Genomic DNA, 18,979 nt, shown 5'->3' with positions numbered 1-18,979 from the left:
AATACTTGGAAGTCCATCAGCTGAATAGAGGCTTTCTACTAAATTAGTTGTAAAACAAAAAACTTTAGACAATTCGAAGGAAAAAATAGTGAAAAATTTTCCTCCTTTACGAAACTTTTCTAATCTTTATCCGTATTAATAGAGTCGAGACTTAATTTATAACACCAAGGAGAGATAACAATTGAAAAGTTTGTTTAAAAAATCAGTCGCTATTGTAGCATCCGCTACACTAATGGTTCCAGCTGCTTCTGCCTTTGCTGAAGTACCTCAGCATAAAGCCAAGAATGTACTGGCAAGTAGTATGAAACAAACAGAGCAGAATGAAGAAAAATGGATGAGTAAGGATAAAATTGTTATCAAGCATTCAGGACTTGATAAAAATGTACATAAAAACATTGGCTCCAAAGTCATCCGCTCCATTCCTTCATTAGGCTATGATGTGGTACAACTGAATAAAGGCGTATCAATAGAAAAAGCAGTTGCTTACTATCTAAAGCAAGATGGCATTACAAGTGTATCTCCTAGCTATGTGTATCGCTCTTTTCAAACAGAAGTCGATCCAAAGAAACAAGAGATGTATCATTTAAACCTACTGCAAATGGATAAGGCACTAGAATTAGCGGGTGAGCATGATGTGACAGTCGCTGTCATTGATTCTGGTGTAGATTTTAAACACCCCGATCTAAAATCTCAAGTACTCCCACCCTATAATGCAGCAGCACCAGCGAATACTACTTATCCAGGTGATCACGGAACACATGTAGCTGGTATTATCGCCGCAGCTAAAGATAATGGCATAGGCGGACACGGTGTGAATCCGAAAGCGAAGCTACTACCCATTGACGTATTTAATGGCAAAGAAGGTGCAAATGATTTCATTATTGCACAAGGCATTTTGTATGCTATTGAACAGGGTGTTGACGTCATTAATATGAGTCTAGGAGGCTACGGGGAATCTCCACTGATGAAAGAAGCCGTTCAGAAAGCCGTTGACAGTGGTATTACAATTGTGGCAGCCGCGGGCAATGAATCAACAGATGAATACTCCTTCCCTGCTTCTTATGAGGGTGTTATTAGTGTAGGTTCAACGAATGAGCGCAACAAACTATCAAGCTATTCAAATTACGGACCGTCCGTTGATGTTGTTGCACCAGGTGAAGAAATTTATAGTACCGTTCATGATGACAAAAAAGGATCATCCTTCGTCAAATTCAGTGGTACATCCATGGCATCACCTGTAGTAGCAGGCGTCGCCTCTCTTCTTAAATCAAAATATCCACATTTAAAGCCGCATGAAATAGAGGCAATTTTGGAAATGACGGCACAAGATTTAGGAGCGAAAGGCTATGATCTTACCTACGGTCATGGACTAATCGATCCAGTCAAAGCATTGCAATTCGATTTAAATAAACTACCTAAACACTATTCAGAGTCGAAAGAAGAACGCATACAAAACGCTAAAGTTCTTGCTAAAAATACGTTAAATATCGAACACGGCGCTTTCGAGCAGCAAGATGAAAAGAAATGGTATAAAGTCGATTTAGACGCAAATGAATATGCTCAGCTAACATTAAAAGGTGCAAACAAATATGATTATGCCTTTGATTTATATTTCTACCCAAATAATCATAAGGGTGAAGTAGAGCCGATTCATGTCAATGATGTTCGCGTAGGAAAAAAAGAAGGTTATTTATTTAAAGCAGATCAAAAAGGGACGCTTTTAATTGCTGTCAAAGATCATAATGGTAGCTATAGCTTAAAAGGCAAATCTACTTACACGTTTACAGCACAAACGACGAAGAGCTTGCCAATTGATACATTAGATAAATCTACTATGGCGCCGATAAATAAGTTCCCTTATAGTACGGCAGGCAAAAACTATACCCTTCTGTCAAAAGATCAACAACGAGATCAAGATTATTTCACATTCTCTGTAAAAGAACCAACGACATTACAATTCGACCTGTCGGGTATTCCAGGTGTCACAGCCTCTATGGAGCTTTATCTTAAGGATGACTTTCAGCCGATACCACCAGAAGAAGCTGAGCAAGCTAAAATTGATGACAGCGAGGAAGAACAAGCCTATCCTATGCAAACAGCAAATGGTACAGCGAAAGGTGAAGCAGTTAGCATGATTATCGATGCTGTACCGGATCAGGAATATGTTTTAAGTGTCTCTAATGACAGTAATAGTGAGTTTTCTATGGAAATGTTCTTTAGTGGTGGTATTGAAAAAGAAGAAACGGTTAGTGAATCGATGATTCCTTACACATTAAAAGGTGAAGTGGTTACCCTTCCACCAGACGAAGATGGGCTACCGCTAAATGAAGCCATGTTAGAAGAAGGAATGCCAGAGGGACAATTACCGATTACACCAAGTAAAACTAAAAAACGCAATGAAATTGACAGCCTAATGGGTATGCTAATGAATCCAACGGCGTCAGGGAATCTAGAAAATGTTGAGCCGATTATAAAACAGGCTATACGCTTTGAAATTGGTGAAAATAAGAAAGCTTATTTCCAAACAGACTATGATGAGGATTATTTCTTATTTAAAACGAAGGAAGATGCCCTTTATAGTTTCAGCTTTATCAAAGGGATGAACCAAAAGCCTGCTGGTACCGTATTTGAATATGATGAGGAAGCAAAGGAATTAATCCCTGTTTCTTCCTTAACAAATGACCTTGGATTACTAGCACTACTGCTTGGTTCGACTGGAAATGAAAATGATGCAAAGGTCATCCCATTGAAAAAGGATAAAACCTATGTGGTCGCTGTTGTCAATGCTGGAGAACGATCTGCTGAACCTTATACGTTGAAAACAAAAAAAATCGGTGATATTCCAGCAGATTACAATCCAGACAATCATGAGGAAGCAAAAGCGCTGAAAGTTCAGCCAGGTACGACTTATAAAGACCATCTTATTTATCAAGATGATGTAGATTATTACTACTATAAGCAAGAAGGCAATGATGAAGTGATGAGTCTGCTTCTTTCTTCTACCCCATTTACAAATGAACAATTAGCTCAACTACCAAAAGAGCTTCAAAAAGAGTTAAAATTTGCTGGCTCTATTATAGAAGATACGAACGGCAATAAGAAAATTGATCCGAAAGAAATGGAAACAGAAATTCCATTTGGACTAAGCGATAATATTCTTGAATTATTACTTGGAATGGGTGGAACAACAGATGTAAATACATCCTTCAAAGCCAAAAAAGACCGCGGTTATTTTATCCTTGTCAACAGCATGGGTCTTGGTCAAGTGTCTGTACAACCGTATACTTTAACGATGTTCAACCATCAGCAAGCAGATGAAGATGCAGATTCTGAATTAGTGAATGGTGTACCAACAAAACCATCTGCCCTGACAAAAAAAGATGATAAATGGGTTGCAACTCAATATTTAAATGCAGGTATTCCTTTCGGTGATAAGGACTATTTTGAGTTTAATAATGTCCAAAAACGCGATGTCGTTTTTTCACTTCAAACGGAAAAAGCATTAGATGGTGTGATCCGAGTGATTGATGCGAACGGAAAAACCGTTAAAACCTTCGATCTTTACGGAGCTGGCGATACTGAAGTTGGTACAGTTGAACTACAAGCTGGTAAATACTATATTGAAGTCAGTGAGTATTATGGCAAAGCAAGCACACAACCATATACACTTGAAATTAAATAAGTAACATCAAGCAACATCCCCTAGATACTATTTGCTATCTAGGGGATGTTTTGATAAAAAAAAGCATCTTCATCCGAAGACGAGATGCTGGCAAGTTCCACCTACATAAAATATTTCACATAATTACAATATTCATCTTGCTTCATATGAAGCTTTTCATAGAGTTTACGTGCATTTACATTATCAGCCGCCGTTTGCAGTGTGACATAGCGAGCACCTTGCTGCTCACAATATCGAAAAACCTTTTCCATCAATGCCTTGCCCACCCCTAGGCCTCTAGCATCTTCTGTTACATAAATATCATTTAAAATATAGGCACATTGTAAAGCGATGGATGAAAATGTTGGATACAATTGTGTAAATCCAATCATCTTGCCATCTACCAATGCTACAAAAATGACAGACTCTTTTAAAGCCAATCGTAATTGTAAAAATGCCTTGGCGCTGCTTATATCTGGCTCGATCCCATAAAATTGACGATATTCATCAAACAGTTTCGATAAATCCTCTAGTTCATGCATTGTCGCTTGTTGTATTTCCATTCCTGTCTCCCCTTGTGTCTTCCCATGATTGTCTAACATGATGAATCTAGTTTTTATTATATAGGAAATAATGGTATAAAGAAAAGAATAGTCTTCAAAATCGAGAGAGGATTGTTTATTCATTTAAATATTCAGCAACCCTTTTCACAATATGGCACCAATTTAATTCCTTTCTAGCAAATGCTTGAAGCTGTACACAAGTATCGGCCAGCAATGATTCCTGTGTGGCAACTTGCTGCAATGTCCGACCAATCCCCTCCCAATCATGTGTCGGATGAATTGTACCGAAGCGTTGTTGCATTGTAATATCAGCAGCCCCATCAACATCAGTAGTCACGATATAGCAGCCATTTTTAGCAGCCTCTGCAAAAACATGGGCATAGCATTCTACTACAGATGTTAAACAAAAAATTTTAGCCTTACGGTACTCTTCTTCTAATTGCACCTTATCATAAATAGGCCCTACCATCGTTACTTGAGCGGCAGTTGGATGGCCATCTAGCAACTGCCTTAGCTCCTCTTGATAGGAGGCAGACATCGGTCCTACTAAACGAAGCTCCCAGTCTGGAAGCTGGGCAGCTAGAAAGGCTTTGACTGTCAAAATCGTTTGCTTCTCTGGTGCATCTAAGCGCCCCACTGCTAAAATTCTATTTTCCTTGTCATGAAAGGACACGGGTGCTGTGGGAAAATGCTCATAAAAGCCATTGGGGATATGTTTAATCGCTAATTGCGAATACACTTGAATAGCGGTTTGAATGGACACACATTCGGAGGATAGCAGATCACATAATTGCAGTAGCTCTAAAAAGTATGGATAGGATTTTAATCGATGTAACCAAAATCGATTTACATCTAACTTCATATAAATTTTTCCTTGCGGATTATAATGCTTATAGGTTTTCAGAATGGCTAAATAAGATGGATACGGCCCTATGGCAAAGGCAATGTCAATGTCCTTGGCATGCTTGGCTAAATAAGCATTCATATTCGCCACATAATCCTTCTCAAATGGTATGGACTCAAATTTTACAGTTGGAAAGGCCTGTTGAAGAAGGGCTTCATTCATCTCTGTTGTCACAATACTTACTTCATAGCCTAATTCCTCCCCTAGCAAAATAGGCACGAGACACAAATCTTTGAAAATATGTGCATCAGACAGTTTATAAGATTCCACGCTACAAATAAATGCGATCCTTTTTGACATTGTATCCCTCTTTCTAAAAAAGCGCTCTAGCTAGTTTATGACCCTTCCTGCTAAACGTGCATACCTTAGTAAATTTTTGCCCCTATCCTGCTTGTTCTCTAGTAAACAGAAATCGTATACAGAAAAGCGTCTCTCTTAAAAACTTCCTAAAACAAGCAATTGCCTACAATAGCTCTATGTCCACGCATATTGTATTAAAGAATCTGCTCAGTCACATAGAAGAACTCTACTACTAGATAAAGAATGGAGGGATAAAATGAAGATAAGTTTTTTATCACCTGCGTTTAATAGCGAAGAATGGATCTTAACAATGCTTGACAGTATTCCTAAAGAATATGCCTATGAAATTATCATTGTGGATGATGGTTCTACTGACAATACATTAGCCATTTTACAGGACTACCAAAAAAACTGTGCAGCTTTAAAAATCATCGTGCATCCAACGAACCTTGGGGCTAGTGTTGCTTATAATCGCTGCATTGCAGAGGCGACAGGAGACTATATAGCCATCATCGATAGCGATGACCACTACTTGCCAGCTATTCGCAATGTATTAGCACAAGTGGATGGCACATTTGATGTTTACTATTACAACATGATCATTAAAAATGGCTTCGCCTTTATTAAAGATGAATCGAATCGCTATTCCTTACCCGGACAATTTAAAATCATTCGAAGAAGTTTAATTGGGGATGCAAAATTTACAATACGCAAAGATATAGCAGGAGATTGGGATTTTAATTGTGCCCTCATGGATAAAAATCCGACAAGTAAATATACAAACGAATTTGCTTACTGGTACAACTATCCTAGAGAAAACTCAGAATGTGATCTACACCAAAGAGGATTGAAATAAAAGCATGCAGGAGGTGTAATGAACCATACAATGTTTACAAATAAAATATTACTGATTACGGGAGGCACTGGCTCTTTTGGTAACGCTGTACTAAAGCGCTTCCTCAATACGGATATTAAGGAAATTCGTATTTTTTCAAGGGATGAAAAAAAGCAAGATGATATGCGCAAGCTCTATCAGCATAGTAAAATCAAATTTTATATCGGAGATGTCCGTGATATTCAAAGCATCCATACTGCTATGTATAATGTGGACTATGTGTTCCATGCCGCTGCTCTTAAGCAAGTTCCCTCCTGCGAATTTTTCCCTTTAGAAGCTGTGAAAACTAATATTTTAGGAACCGATCATGTCCTAACAGCTGCCATTCAGGCTGGTGTCAAGAAAATGATCTGCCTCTCTACAGATAAAGCAGCCTACCCTGTCAATGCCATGGGAATATCCAAAGCGATGATGGAAAAAACGTTTATCGCTAAATCCCGAATGGTTGATCCTCATCATACGCTCATTTGTGGCACTAGATATGGCAATGTTATGGCTTCACGGGGCTCTGTCATTCCCTTATTTATTGAACAAATAAAAGCTGGAAAGCCGTTAACGATTACAGATCCAAACATGACACGTTTTATGATGACTCTTGATGAGGCCGTTGAATTAGTATTGTACGCTTTCTCACATGCACAAAATGGAGATATTATGGTACAAAAATCTCCCGCAGCAACAATAGCCAATTTAGCTCAAGCATTACTTGAGATTTTTCAGGCAAACAATGCCATCCAAATTATTGGGACACGGCATGGGGAAAAAATGTATGAGGTATTATGTACAAAAGAAGAATCGGCAAAAGCCGTTGATATGGGCAATTTTTATCGAATCCCTGCAGATAATCGGGATTTAAATTATGGAAAATACCTCGATGAGGGCTCTCCTAAAATTACATTAACCGATGAATATAACTCCAACAATACACAACAATTAAGTGTGGCTGACATCAAAGAAAAATTATTAACATTACCGCTTATTCAAGAAGAGCTTCTTTATTGGACTGGAGGAACGCCATGAAATTCTTAGTGCTCGGCGCTACTGGCATGGCTGGCCATACCATTGCCATCTATTTATGTGAACAAGGGCATGATGTGACAACTTACGCTAGAACCCCTTTCCCATCTGGGAACCATATAATGGGCGATGTGATGGACGCTATATTTTTACGGTCGTTGTTAGTAGATCATGATTTTGATGTCGTCATTAATTGTATTGGTGTCTTAAACGAAGCTTGTACGGTATATCCTGCACAAAGCATTTGGCTGAATAGTTATTTACCGCATGCCATTGTCTCTCTCCTAGAAAACCGACAAACTAAGCTGATTCATCTAAGTACTGATTGCGTATTTTCAGGGAAAAATGCCCCCTACTATGAAACTAGCATAGGAGACGGTGAAACTTTTTATGATCGCACAAAAGGCTTGGGGGAGATTGAGCACAACAAGCATTTAACATTTCGTAACTCGATTATTGGCCCTGATTTAAAAAACGATGGCATCGGACTATTCAATTGGTTTATGCAACAAAAAGGTCCCATTCACGGTTATACGGGGGCTATTTGGACTGGAGTAACTACACTTACATTAGCAAAAGCCATTGAACGGGCTGTCCAAGAAGATTTAACAGGACTCTATCATCTCGTCAATACTACGAATATTTCAAAATACGACTTACTTCAACTATTGAATAAACACTTTATGGACAGCAACATAAAAATTCTTCCTCATCGGCTCGTTAATGTCAATAAAACATTAATGAATACTAGAAATGACTTCTCCTTTGTTGTCCCTGGCTATGAGGAAATGATTGTAGAGATGAAGGACTGGATGTTACAGCATAAAGATTTATATCCTCATTATTTTCAAGCTTAAATACACTTTTCCTGTCAACTCCATTATGAGTTTGAATATTCATAATGGAGCCTCCCTATTGAATCACTGTCCCCTCAGGTAGTTGACCATTCTTAATCCAATTTTCTACAAAATGGTTGAAAAATGCAGGTTGGGCTAATGATACTCCATGACCAATGTTGTGCAATATGACACCATGACTATTTGGATGACTTTGAACAAGAGCTTTAGCTGATTTTTTCATAATGCTTTTCTCTTTAGCTCCTACCGTTATTAAAATTTTCCCTTGGGCTTTATGAAAATCATGCGGGATGGAAAACAGCATATTTTCTCTCAAAATTTGAATCAATGTCTCTACTTTCATCGTAGCACTCTCTTGATAATAGCGTTCAAAATCAAGATCATTGATGTATAGGGCTTTAGCTTGAAGTTTCGCAAATGTTTTATTTTTTATAAGTGGAAATGTCAGCCGAATGAACGGTTGAAGCATCCATTCCATAGCTGGAGAAGGTATTACAAGTGCACTATTGATAATGGTAAAATCGATTAAACTAGGCTTTATACTTAGCATTTGAATAGCGATTTGTGCTCCTAAAGAGAATCCAATCAGTATGACGGGCTTTCCAGTCGCCTTTTCTTCTAGAAGCTGGAGAAGCTCTCTGGCACTCTGCTCAATGGAGAATGCATCTTGTGACAACAGCTCTGGAACAACACAGTGATAATTAGAAAAATGCTGAACTTGTTGTTCCCACATCCAGCCACCGACTCCACCTCCATGAATAAACAGCATTAGAGGATTATGGACATCTCCATATGTTTTGTATCGCATGTATACACCTGCCTTCATTTTCAATCATGGTCATCTAAAAAATCCTTACTAAAGCTTGTTTGTGATTGATAGGATGAACGTTTCCCTAAATCTACACCACGTTTTATAACCCCCTTCCCAAAACGTCCCTCAATTTCATCCACGATTTTGAGAATAGGTTCATCTTTTACATGTTCTTGAAAATCAAATATCGATAATTGTTGCGAGTAATCCTTACGATCCACTACATTAGAAACCGTCACGCCTAAAAGCCTTACTGGAGACTCATCCCAATGCTTATCAAACAAGGCACAAGCAATGTCATAGATATCTTCAAAACGATAAAGAACATTAGACATTGTTTTTGATCGTGTGTGATTATGCCAACTTGCATCCCGTATTTGAATACTTACAGTGGAGCCCGCTAACCGTTTTGCCTCAAGTCGTTCAACCACCTTTTTACACAGACCTTCTATTGTTTTATGTAGTGCACGGACATCTGTTACATCTTCAGGTAAAGTTGTTGAATTTCCTACGCTTTTCGTATCAAAAACCGCTTCAGGATCGACCATACGTTGATCCACCCCATTAGCTCTTGCCCGCAATCGCACACCATTCTTTCCTAAAATTTGCTTCATCCTAAACTCTTCCGTTTTCGCCAAATCACCAATCGTAAATATGCCATGTACATTTAATTTTTTGGCCGTACTAGCTCCAATTCCATGCATATCAACAACCTCTCGATGCCAAAGCTGCTGTTCAATATCCCGTATTCGTAGTACGGTAATTCCCAACGGTTTCTTCATATCAGAAGCTGTTTTTGCTAAAAATTTATTTGGTGCAATACCGATAGAGCAAGGTAAATCAAGCTCAGCTAAAATGCGCTCTTGTATTTCCTGGGCAATACTTAATGCATGTTGCTCCTTACTTAACGCTGTCACATCCATATAGCCCTCATCAATCGAAACAGGCTCCACTAAAGGAGTGTAGCTACGAAGAATGGTAAACATTTCTTTGGATGCTTGACGATATTTTTTAAAATCTGGAGGCAATAACAATAGTTCAGGACATTTACGCTTCGCTTCATGGACAGTCATTGTTGTATAAATGCCAAGCGCTCTTGCTTCATAGGAACAGGTTACTAAAATGCCACGTCGCTCTTTTGGGTTGCCCGCAATGGCGATTGGCTTCCCTTTTAAGCTTGGATCATGTGCTTGCTCTACCGAAGCATAGAAACTATTCATATCCACATGAAAAATAACACGCCCTTTATGCGTCATGTCCATCACCTCTTCTCTCTCTTAGCTTTATTATACGCTTGATGACCTTTAGTCAACAAATGCATAATCACCATTACTTTCTAGCAGATCCTTTAAAATAATTAAAGCTTGCTCCAGTTGAGCTTCTGGCGCTGCAATCGCTAAACGTACGGCATTCACTGGCTTTGTATTGCCTACAGCAAAACGTTCCGCTGCATAGACTTGTACGCCGGCTTTGGAGGCTAGCAATTCAAATTGAACTCCCGTAAATTTATCAGGCAAGTATAACCACCTAAAAATACATTCCTCCTCCCCTAAAATGTCGTAATCGCCTAAATATTTATTAACAAGCGCATTTTGCTGCTTCGCATATGCTCGGTGCTTTTCTAAAATCGTTTGTGCCACGCCTTCATGAATCAATCTTGCTGCTAGTTCCAGCATGAGCGGTGACACTGAAATATTGATATTATAGAGCGTTTCCATTATTTTTTTCCTTAATGCTGAAGGTGTCACAAGGAAAGATAAGCGTAAACCTGGCGAGAGCGTCTTGGACAGGCTAGCGATATAAATAACCTTATCGGGTGCAAAAGAAGCAATGGGTGCAAGTGGCTGTTCTTTAAGAAAGCTATAAATCGCATCCTCAATCACAAGCAAATCCTTCTGCCTAGCCACTTCAGCAATCATTTTTCGTGTCTCCACCGACATCGTATGTGTCGTTGGATTATGAAAATCAGGGATCACATAGATTCCTTTAATATGCTCATTTTTACAGGCATATAGCAATCCTTCTCTGGTCATTTCTCCTTGACATTGTTGAATAGCTACAAGCTGTATACCTAACATATTGGCTGCTGTTTTAATACCAGCATAAGTAATGGGATCTGTCCCAATACGGTCGCCTGGCTGAAATAAAGCTGCCAGTGTGCCCACAATGGCATTTTGTCCCCCTGCACCGAGCAAAATAGGCTGATCTGTTTGAAAATTCACCAATTCGAATAGCTTCATCACGGCTTCATTTTGCCAAGCATTGCCCTCAGGCCGACCATACTGAAATAGCTTGCTAAAACTAGGCTCGTTCAACATCTTTTTCATAAAGCGTGCAATATCATCATTGACCAGGTTGTCTGGTAAAACAGAACCCATTTCAATCATAGGTGTTGCATGATTGGCTGGCAGTAACATTTTATTGCTAGCCGCATCTGTGGAAACAAATGTCCCGCTGCCAATCGAGGCATAAATGAATCCTTTTTGTCCACACAGCTTAAAAGCTCGTGTAATGGTGCTTAAATTCACATCTAAAAAATCAGCTAATTCGCGTTGTGGAGGAAGTTTCGTTCCTGGCATTAGCTTTCCATCTTTTATGTCTTGTTCCAGTTGGTGCGCAATAGCTATATATAATGGGGCAGAAATATTGCGAATATCTGGCTTCCAACTCATTGGATACTCGTCAAATGAATTAATAGGCATTCACTAAGCCCTTCTTTCTCTTAATTTGCATACAATAGTTTAATTGTCTTGCATACAATGATAATATTGTATGCACACGATGACAATGATATAATTTTTAAAAAATCAGAAAAAAAGGACCGATCATTATGCAATATTCTGAAAGAATCTTAAAAACACCATCCTCATTTATTCGAAATATTTTGAAAGTAACAGATGCAGAGGATGTTATTTCCTTTGCAGGCGGACTTCCAAATCCCATTTCTTTCCCTATTGATGCGTTAAGAGCATCCGTAGATCATGCTATTACGGAAAATGGTAGCCGACTATTTCAATATTCTTCCACACAAGGTTATGCACCATTACGTGAGTACATTGCCGCAAAGTACCAACGCGTGCATGGGCTTGATGTACAAGCTGAAGATGTCTTTATTACAACAGGCTCACAGCAAGCTCTTGAACTGATTAGTAAAGTACTCATCAATAAAGGCGATGGCATTATCATCGAAGAGCCTGGATACTTAGGAGCCATTCAAGCCTTTACATTAAGTGAGCCTACTTTCTATGGGGTAACACTTGAAAACGATGGTCTTAACTTAGAAGAGTTAGAACGTGCGCTACAACAACCAAATGTAAAATTCATTTATACGGTGCCTAACTTCCAAAACCCAACAGGGCTCACATACTCGAAAGAAAAGCGTGAGCAAATTTGCGAAATAGTGGCAAAATACGATGTTGCTTTAATTGAGGATGATCCATATGGAGAGTTACGTTTCCAAGGAGAGCCGCTTCCATATATCGGTGCTGGAAAATTAGATAATAGTATTTTACTAGGTTCTTTCTCTAAAACGGTCACACCTGGTATGCGACTTGGTTTTATCATTACAAAAAATAAAGAGCTTTTACAGCATATTGAAACAGCTAAGCAAGCGTCTGATCTGCATACAAATATTTTCTCGCAATATATCATCTACGATTATTTAGCAAGTAATGACTATTCGGAACATGTCAAAAAAATTATTACATTATATAAAAATCAATCCGAAGCGATGCTTGATGCGATGCAAGAGTTTTTCCCTGCCCATGTAGAATATACAAAACCTGAGGGAGGCATGTTCATCTGGGCAACAATGAAGGATGGTACATCAGCCCTTGATGTATTCCAGAAAGCGATGGAACAAAAGGTTGCCTTTGTGCCTGGAGATCCATTCTATACATCTAAAACGAATGTCAATACAATGCGTCTCAACTATACAAATGCAACACCTGAAGTCATCCGAGAGGGGATTAAACGTTTAGCAAGTATTTTATAAAAATAGCAACCGTATAAACGCTTTTCATAAACGCTTATACGGTTTTTTGTTGTTCATAAAAAACAGCCCTCTATCAGGAGAGGGCTGTCTCAAAAGCAATTTATTTTGTATATGTTAACACTGCATTTTTCTTGAATTTTGCTAAAGCTTCTGTTGCCTCATTTTTGTTTGTATACTCAAAAATTCGGACATCCTTTTTATCAAATACTGTAATAACCCACATATGAAAAGCTCCCTTCTCCCATTATTTTTGTAATATAACAACCACCAAAATTTGTGAGACTACTTATCAACTGTTTTATAACAATTCCTTACTTGATTCTTATTTTACGCTGTTTTTTTCAAAAAGAAAGCTTTATGTGAAGTTCTTCACAAACTGTTCAATTTCAAAACGCTTTCATTGAACAATTTGTGAAAACCTTTCTTTTATAGGTATAAAAACAGCTAGTGATATCAGATCTATCCATCATTTTTTTATTTCTATCCACTGTTTTTTTGATGTTTATCCACCACTTTTTGATTTCTATCCACCTAAAGCAAAAAACCGCACAGAAGTACGGTTTTGCTGTAGTAGTAGATTTTTCTTTCATAAGCTTAACAAAATGCTTTTTCTTGCTGTTGCGTTAATTCAATCTCGAAGCCTAAATCCTCCAACATACGATAATCACTATTTGCTTCTTGACCAGCTGTTGTTAAATAATCCCCTACAAAAATACTATTGGCTGCATAGAGACCAAGTGGCTGAAGTGAGCCTAGATTGATTTCTCGCCCTCCAGAAATGCGAATTTCCTTTGTCGGATTGATGTAACGAAATAATGCTAAAACCTTTAAACAGTAGCGAGGATTTAATTCCTTTGTTCCTTCCAGCTTTGTACCATCTATTGCGTTCAAAAAGTTTACAGGAATAGAATCAGCATCTAATTGATGAAGGGCACGTGCAATCTGGACAACATCCTCCTTCGTTTCCTTCATCCCAATAATGGCACCAGAGCAAGGTGAAATTCCATGCTTTTTCACTATCTCCACCGTATTAACACGATCCTCATACGTGTGGGAGGTTGTGATGAAGGCATGATGGCGCTCTGATGTATTTAAATTATGATTGTAGCGATCCACTCCAGCTGCCTTTAATTGCTGTGCCTGCTCTTCTTTTAATAAGCCTAGACAAGCACAAACCTTCAAGCCATACTTTTCTTTAATTTCCGCAACTGCCTCGCTCACTACATTGACATCCTTACGTGTTGGCCCTCGACCACTTGCAACAATACAATACGTCCCAATTTTATTGTCAAACGCTCGTTTAGCACCAGCCAAAATTTCCTCTTTTGTAATAAAAGGATATTTTTCAATAGGAGCAGTTGATTTAGAAGATTGAGAGCAATAACCACAATCCTCAGGACAATAGCCACTTTTGGCATTCATAATCATATTCAGTTTTACTTTTTTACCATAATAATGCTTCCGAATGACAAAAGCACCGTCCATTAGCTGTAATAGCTCATCATCCTCACTATTTAAGAGAGCAAGTGCCTCCTCATTGCTAATGATCTTGCCAGCAATTACTTCTTGTGCTAATTGGTAATAATTCATCCTATCTTCTCCCCCTCCACGTGTGAAATGTTCACAGTTCTTGCCGAATGAAATACTTTATACATTCTTTCTGCCAATAGGGCTGATGTTATTGCTAAGCAAACATCAGCGATAATACTACTGAAAAAGCCGATGACAAAAACATGTGACCAGCTTGATTTCATATCTAACCAGAAATTTAATGCTATATATAAATAAGGAATAGCCACCATATAAATAATGATAAGTCCTATAATCGTTGCTCCAATAAAATGCTTTTTCGTTGGGTTCTCTATTCTTTCAATGATGAACCCAATGACATAGGCAGCTAGGGCAAAGCCAATTAGATAACCAAATGTTGGCTGTAGGACATACGTAAAGCCACCGCCCTGTGTAAAAACAGGTAAGCCTACTAAGCCCACACCGATATAGACAAGCTGACTATAAAAACCATTCCGACTACCCAACAAACACCCTGCTAAAAATACAACAACAATTTGTAATGTAAACGGTACAACAGGCAATGGAATTTTAATAAACGCCCCAATCGCTGTTAGTGCTGCAAACATGGCGATCATGACAAGTGCTAATGTCTGATGTCGCTTAACCAACCTTAGCCCCCCTATCTTGGAAAAACTGTTCGATCGTTTCTTTCGTTGTTTGAATCATGAAGGACATTTCTTCTTCAGAAATAATATAGGGTGGCATAAAATATAAAACATTGCCGAGAGGTCTGATGAGTAGACCTTTTGCTAAAGCTCGCTGATAAATGTGATAGCCGATCCGTTCCTCACTAGCGAATGGTTCCTTTGTCTGTCGATTGGCGACAAGTTCAATAGCTCCCACTAAACCAACTTGTCGATACTCCCCCACATACGGAATATCATGAAAGGCTGCCATGGCTAATTCTCGCATTTGTTGTCCTTTGTGTTGAATCATCTCCATCACTTGCTCCTCTTCAAACATTGTTAACACTTCAAGTGCGACACGACAGGCCAAGGTATTGCCTGAATAACTATGTGAATGTAAAAATGCCTTCATCGTTCCATAGTCGTCATAAAAAGCGTTATAGATTTGATCGGTTGTTAAGACAACAGATAACGGTAAATAACCGCCTGTTAATCCCTTTGATAAACACATAAAATCTGGGGTGATGTCCGCCTGCTCACAGGCAAATAACGTACCTGTCCGACCAAAACCGACAGCAATCTCATCCGCGATGAAATGGACCTCATAGTGTGAACATAATGCTCGCAAGCGCTGCAAATAGATAGGTGGATACATTTTCATACCTGCTGCGGCCTGAATAAGCGGTTCAATAATAACGGCCGTAATTTCCTCATGATGTGCTTGAAGCTGTTCCTCTACAAATTGACTACATGGCGCTTGGCAGCTTGTTGGCTCTTCCTGAAATGGGCAACGGAAGCAATCTGGCCCTTTGGCACGAACAGTATCTAATAAAAGAGGTTGATATACTTCATTGTATAGCCCTACCCCTCCTACCGATAAAGCACCAATGGTTTCCCCATGATAGGCATCTGTCAAAGCGAGGAAGCGCTGTTTCGCTGGTTTTCCTGTCTGCATATGGTATTGAAAGCTCATTTTCAATGCCACCTCAATAGCAGACGAGCCATTATCTGCAAAAAAGACTTTATGTAATTCTTGAGGTGCTAAAGCTGCTAATTTTTCAGCTAAATTTATGGCTGGTTCATGTGTGAAATTAGCGAAAATTGTATGCTCTAATGTAAATGCTTGCTCACTTAAAGCTTGGCTAATTCGCGGATTGGCATGTCCAAATAAATTAACCCACCAAGAGGATACAGCATCCAAATAACGATGATTATGTTCATCATAAAGCCACACACCTTGCCCTTTTTTTATGACGATTGGCGGAAATGCTTCGTAATCCTTCATCTGTGAGCACGGATGCCAAACATGTCGTAAATCTCTTGCCTGCAAGTCAGTTAATGCTTGATTCATAGTGAAAGAGCCTTTCAAACAAAGTAGTGTGTGTCATGGCATAATCCATTAGCTGTGACTTGTCCTTCAGCTGTGGAATAATGGCATAAGGTATAGGATAGTACTGTAAAATTGTTTGTATATTGTCTTGTTCTATACTGCTACCCGTGTCTCCATTAAAGACAATGCCAAGAATATCAATTTGACGAGCGCGCAATGCCTCCATCGTTAACAATGTGTGATTGATCGTCCCAAGTGATGTCCTTGTGACCAACACGACTGGCAGCTTGCTACTGACAATAACATCAAGCAGAGTCGTACCATTTGGAGCAGTGAAAGGAACAAAGAGCCCACCAGCCCCCTCGCATATCACGATATCGTAAGCATCTTGTAAAAATTGAATTTGCTGTAATAGCTCTTTGACATCAATTGACTGTCCCTCTAGCTTGGCAGCATAATGCGGTGATGCCGCTTCCTTCAATGAATAGCTATTAATATGCTCTTGTTGCAGCTTTTGTAAAGAATGCTTTTCATACATAGCTGTATCATGATAATAGCCATGCCCATTTTCGTATACCTCACCTGTTTGCACGGGCTTATAGGGTGTGACTTGCAAACCCTGCCTTTGCAAATGACACATCAACATAGTAGTGACCATCGTTTTACCAACATCCGTATCTGTGCCTACAACCCAAAAATGTCGCATTGTTAACCTCCCCCTCTTTGTGTTAACTAATAACAATATAAAAGTTAACACATTTAATTTCATTTTGTAAATGCCTATTTGCATTTTCTAAGAAACTCGTTTTAAAAAAGGGAATTTTGCGATAATTTATGTAAAACTAAATCATTACCTCCTAAATCCTACTCGAGGCTACTTATTCATAAAATAAAAAGGATTGAAAATAACGCTGATATTGAAAGGAGTTTCATCTCATCTTGTAGTATTACACTGTATGGGGGTGGTTGTATGTTTGGCATTTTTAAAGAATCCGAGAAGATCATCGATACATATGAACAAGTGCATTCAATTTTAAAATCTTTACTGACCTATGAACTAAAAGAATTACCGACCCGTTATGAATTTTGGTATCGTGTGGCGATACGTCTTGAGGAGTTTCGCACATTACAGATGGAGCATCGAACTAAGATTTCGATGACCTCATCTGTTGGACGCTTTCATCAAACACAATATGAGACCATCACACAAAAATTAGCAAAGTTTGAGCGATTAGCTGATATCTATAAGCTATTTTGTATCGAAGAAGAACGAGCAGGATTAAATCATCGCCTTTATTTTCATCAAGAAGCTATTGCTGCTCTCTATGAGCATATACAACATAAGGAGCTTTACACATATTGTGACGATGTTCAACAGCAATTTTGGGAGGCCGTCCGTGATGACATGCTAAATGCAATCGCACACCTCGATTCATGATGTTGGAGGAGGCTGGGACAAAAAGAAAAAATGTTAGACCAAGATACAATCGGTCTGACATTTTTTTGATTTAGGAAGAAATATTTAACTCAATGAGGCGAAAAAACTATTATCTATTTTCGCTATTTTTCAAAATAATGGAGTTCTGTCCCAGCCTCTTGCTGTTTATTAGCCATAAACAGTCCTCCCTGATTGCTTTGCTCTATAGGATATTGCAGTGTTAAAATGACACAAGCGCTAAACCTTCTCTTTCCCATCCGAGATAAAAGTTGGTATATTTTATAATAGGAAGGAGATTTAGTGATATGGTGAACGAGAAGATTTTAATAGTAGAAGATGACATAGATATTATGGAAGTTTTATCGCTAACGCTAGTGAATGCTAACTATACAGTATCAAAGGCACCCTCCCTATCCACTGGTTGGCATCTCGTTGGCACGCAACAACCCGATTTAATCTTGTTAGATGTTAATTTACCGGATGGTACAGGCTTTGAGCTAGCCAAAAAAATCCGAGAAGTATCGGATGCCATTATCATCTTTGTGACCGTCAATCATTTAATTGAACAAAAGCTTGAAGGCTTTGAGGTTGGGGCAGACGATTATATAACAAAGCCATTTATTCCGAAAGAATTATTGGCACGTGTTCAAGCCAATTTAAAAAGAAGAATCCCATCTAAGCAAAATCATGTTGTACATATTGATAATTTATCTATTCATTTTGACGAAAAAAACGTCTATAAAGATGGTCAGCTTCTAAACTTGTTCACAAAGGAAAAACTGCTCCTCTTTTTTCTAATGGAGCATGCAAATCAAGTGATTAGTGTTGACCAGCTCATTGACCATGTTTGGGGCTATGACGGTGTCACCGATTTGAAAACTGTCTCTGTCCATATTAGTACCCTTCGGCGCAAAATTGAAGATGTCCCCTCTAAACCAAAATGGATTCAAACGGTGAGAGGATTTGGCTATCAATTCGTCTATAAAAGAGAGTGATGAGCATTAAGATAAG

General features: G+C 38.7%; 17 protein-coding genes. 7 read left to right on the top strand and 10 right to left on the bottom strand.

Annotated features, from left to right (window positions below; genetic code table 11):
- Positions 1 to 181 precede the first annotated feature (181 nt).
- A complete protein-coding gene (locus MHI34_RS16540) occupies positions 182 to 3,682 on the top strand; it encodes a S8 family peptidase (RefSeq protein ID WP_342503675.1) in 3,501 nt (1,166 codons plus the stop codon).
- A gap of 101 nt (positions 3,683 to 3,783) precedes the next feature.
- Here the strand turns inward: MHI34_RS16540 and MHI34_RS16535 are convergent, their stop codons facing one another.
- Both MHI34_RS16535 and MHI34_RS16530 read right to left on the bottom strand, forming a co-directional pair.
- Entirely contained in the window at positions 3,784 to 4,224 is a 441-nt protein-coding gene (locus MHI34_RS16535; protein WP_036119982.1) for a GNAT family N-acetyltransferase, read from the bottom strand.
- A 115-nt stretch (positions 4,225 to 4,339) separates the two neighbouring features.
- Positions 4,340 to 5,428: a glycosyltransferase family 4 protein gene (locus MHI34_RS16530; RefSeq protein WP_058844508.1), complete on the bottom strand. Its 1,089-nt coding sequence runs from the start codon at positions 5,426 to 5,428 to the stop codon at positions 4,340 to 4,342.
- 256 nt (positions 5,429 to 5,684) lie between these two features.
- Here MHI34_RS16530 and MHI34_RS16525 point away from each other — a divergent pair, with 256 nt between their 5' ends.
- The 3 genes from MHI34_RS16525 to MHI34_RS16515 are packed head-to-tail and all read left to right on the top strand — an operon-like array spanning position 5,685 to position 8,197.
- Complete coding sequence (locus tag MHI34_RS16525) at positions 5,685 to 6,284, top strand: glycosyltransferase family 2 protein (RefSeq protein WP_036119976.1); 600 nt, start codon at positions 5,685 to 5,687, stop codon at positions 6,282 to 6,284.
- Positions 6,285 to 6,314: 30 nt separating this feature from the next.
- The gene (locus tag MHI34_RS16520) at positions 6,315 to 7,343 is read left to right on the top strand and encodes a polysaccharide biosynthesis protein (RefSeq protein WP_058844588.1); all 1,029 of its coding nucleotides are present in this window, start codon (positions 6,315 to 6,317) and stop codon (positions 7,341 to 7,343) included.
- Positions 7,340 to 8,197 carry a sugar nucleotide-binding protein gene (locus MHI34_RS16515; RefSeq protein ID WP_058844507.1) on the top strand — a complete coding sequence of 286 codons (858 nt, stop codon included), beginning with the start codon at positions 7,340 to 7,342 and terminating at the stop codon, positions 8,195 to 8,197. The genes MHI34_RS16520 and MHI34_RS16515 overlap by 4 nt, the downstream gene beginning before the upstream one ends.
- Positions 8,198 to 8,252: 55 nt before the next feature.
- Here the strand turns inward: MHI34_RS16515 and MHI34_RS16510 are convergent, their stop codons facing one another.
- The 3 genes from MHI34_RS16510 to MHI34_RS16500 are packed head-to-tail and all read right to left on the bottom strand — an operon-like array spanning position 8,253 to position 11,710.
- The gene (locus MHI34_RS16510; RefSeq protein ID WP_058844587.1) at positions 8,253 to 9,005 is read right to left on the bottom strand and encodes an alpha/beta hydrolase; all 753 of its coding nucleotides are present in this window, start codon (positions 9,003 to 9,005) and stop codon (positions 8,253 to 8,255) included.
- A 20-nt stretch (positions 9,006 to 9,025) separates the two neighbouring features.
- Complete coding sequence (locus MHI34_RS16505; RefSeq protein ID WP_036119957.1) at positions 9,026 to 10,264, bottom strand: DNA polymerase IV; 1,239 nt, start codon at positions 10,262 to 10,264, stop codon at positions 9,026 to 9,028.
- Between the two features lie 48 nt (positions 10,265 to 10,312).
- Positions 10,313 to 11,710, bottom strand: a complete 1,398-nt coding sequence (locus MHI34_RS16500) for a PLP-dependent aminotransferase family protein (RefSeq protein ID WP_058844506.1) — start codon at positions 11,708 to 11,710, stop codon at positions 10,313 to 10,315.
- 128 nt (positions 11,711 to 11,838) lie between these two features.
- Here MHI34_RS16500 and MHI34_RS16495 point away from each other — a divergent pair, with 128 nt between their 5' ends.
- Entirely contained in the window at positions 11,839 to 13,002 is a 1,164-nt protein-coding gene (locus tag MHI34_RS16495) for a PLP-dependent aminotransferase family protein (protein ID WP_036119952.1), read from the top strand.
- A 100-nt stretch (positions 13,003 to 13,102) separates the two neighbouring features.
- Here the strand turns inward: MHI34_RS16495 and MHI34_RS16490 are convergent, their stop codons facing one another.
- The 5 genes from MHI34_RS16490 to bioD all read right to left on the bottom strand — a co-directional run bounded on the left by MHI34_RS16490 (position 13,103) and on the right by bioD (position 17,236).
- On the bottom strand, positions 13,103 to 13,225 hold the full coding sequence (locus tag MHI34_RS16490) for a hypothetical protein (RefSeq protein ID WP_255358819.1): 123 nt from the start codon (positions 13,223 to 13,225) through the stop codon (positions 13,103 to 13,105).
- Positions 13,226 to 13,596: 371 nt separating this feature from the next.
- Entirely contained in the window at positions 13,597 to 14,592 is a 996-nt protein-coding gene (gene bioB / locus MHI34_RS16485) for a biotin synthase BioB (protein WP_036119950.1), read from the bottom strand.
- Positions 14,589 to 15,182 carry a biotin transporter BioY gene (locus MHI34_RS16480; protein WP_036119947.1) on the bottom strand — a complete coding sequence of 198 codons (594 nt, stop codon included), beginning with the start codon at positions 15,180 to 15,182 and terminating at the stop codon, positions 14,589 to 14,591. Before MHI34_RS16480 ends, bioB begins: the two co-directional genes overlap by 4 nt.
- Positions 15,175 to 16,551, bottom strand: coding sequence for an adenosylmethionine--8-amino-7-oxononanoate transaminase (gene bioA / locus MHI34_RS16475; protein ID WP_036119945.1), 1,377 nt, complete (start codon positions 16,549 to 16,551; stop codon positions 15,175 to 15,177). Before bioA ends, MHI34_RS16480 begins: the two co-directional genes overlap by 8 nt.
- On the bottom strand, positions 16,532 to 17,236 hold the full coding sequence (gene bioD / locus MHI34_RS16470; RefSeq protein WP_249645928.1) for a dethiobiotin synthase: 705 nt from the start codon (positions 17,234 to 17,236) through the stop codon (positions 16,532 to 16,534). The genes bioA and bioD overlap by 20 nt, the downstream gene beginning before the upstream one ends.
- 264 nt (positions 17,237 to 17,500) lie before the next feature.
- Between bioD and MHI34_RS16465 the strand changes: the two genes are divergently transcribed.
- Together MHI34_RS16465 and MHI34_RS16460 are read left to right on the top strand one after the other, a co-directional pair.
- On the top strand, positions 17,501 to 17,968 hold the full coding sequence (locus MHI34_RS16465; protein ID WP_058844503.1) for a hypothetical protein: 468 nt from the start codon (positions 17,501 to 17,503) through the stop codon (positions 17,966 to 17,968).
- Between the two features lie 305 nt (positions 17,969 to 18,273).
- Positions 18,274 to 18,963, top strand: a complete 690-nt coding sequence (locus MHI34_RS16460) for a response regulator transcription factor (protein WP_058844502.1) — start codon at positions 18,274 to 18,276, stop codon at positions 18,961 to 18,963.
- The last annotated feature ends 16 nt before the right edge of the window (positions 18,964 to 18,979 follow it).

Source organism: Lysinibacillus sp. FSL L8-0126 (assembly GCF_038630385.1).
GTDB lineage: Bacteria > Bacillota > Bacilli > Bacillales_A > Planococcaceae > Lysinibacillus > Lysinibacillus fusiformis_D.
The sequence above is the reverse complement of the archived record's forward strand: the minus strand, read 5'-3'. Positions and strand labels throughout refer to the sequence as shown.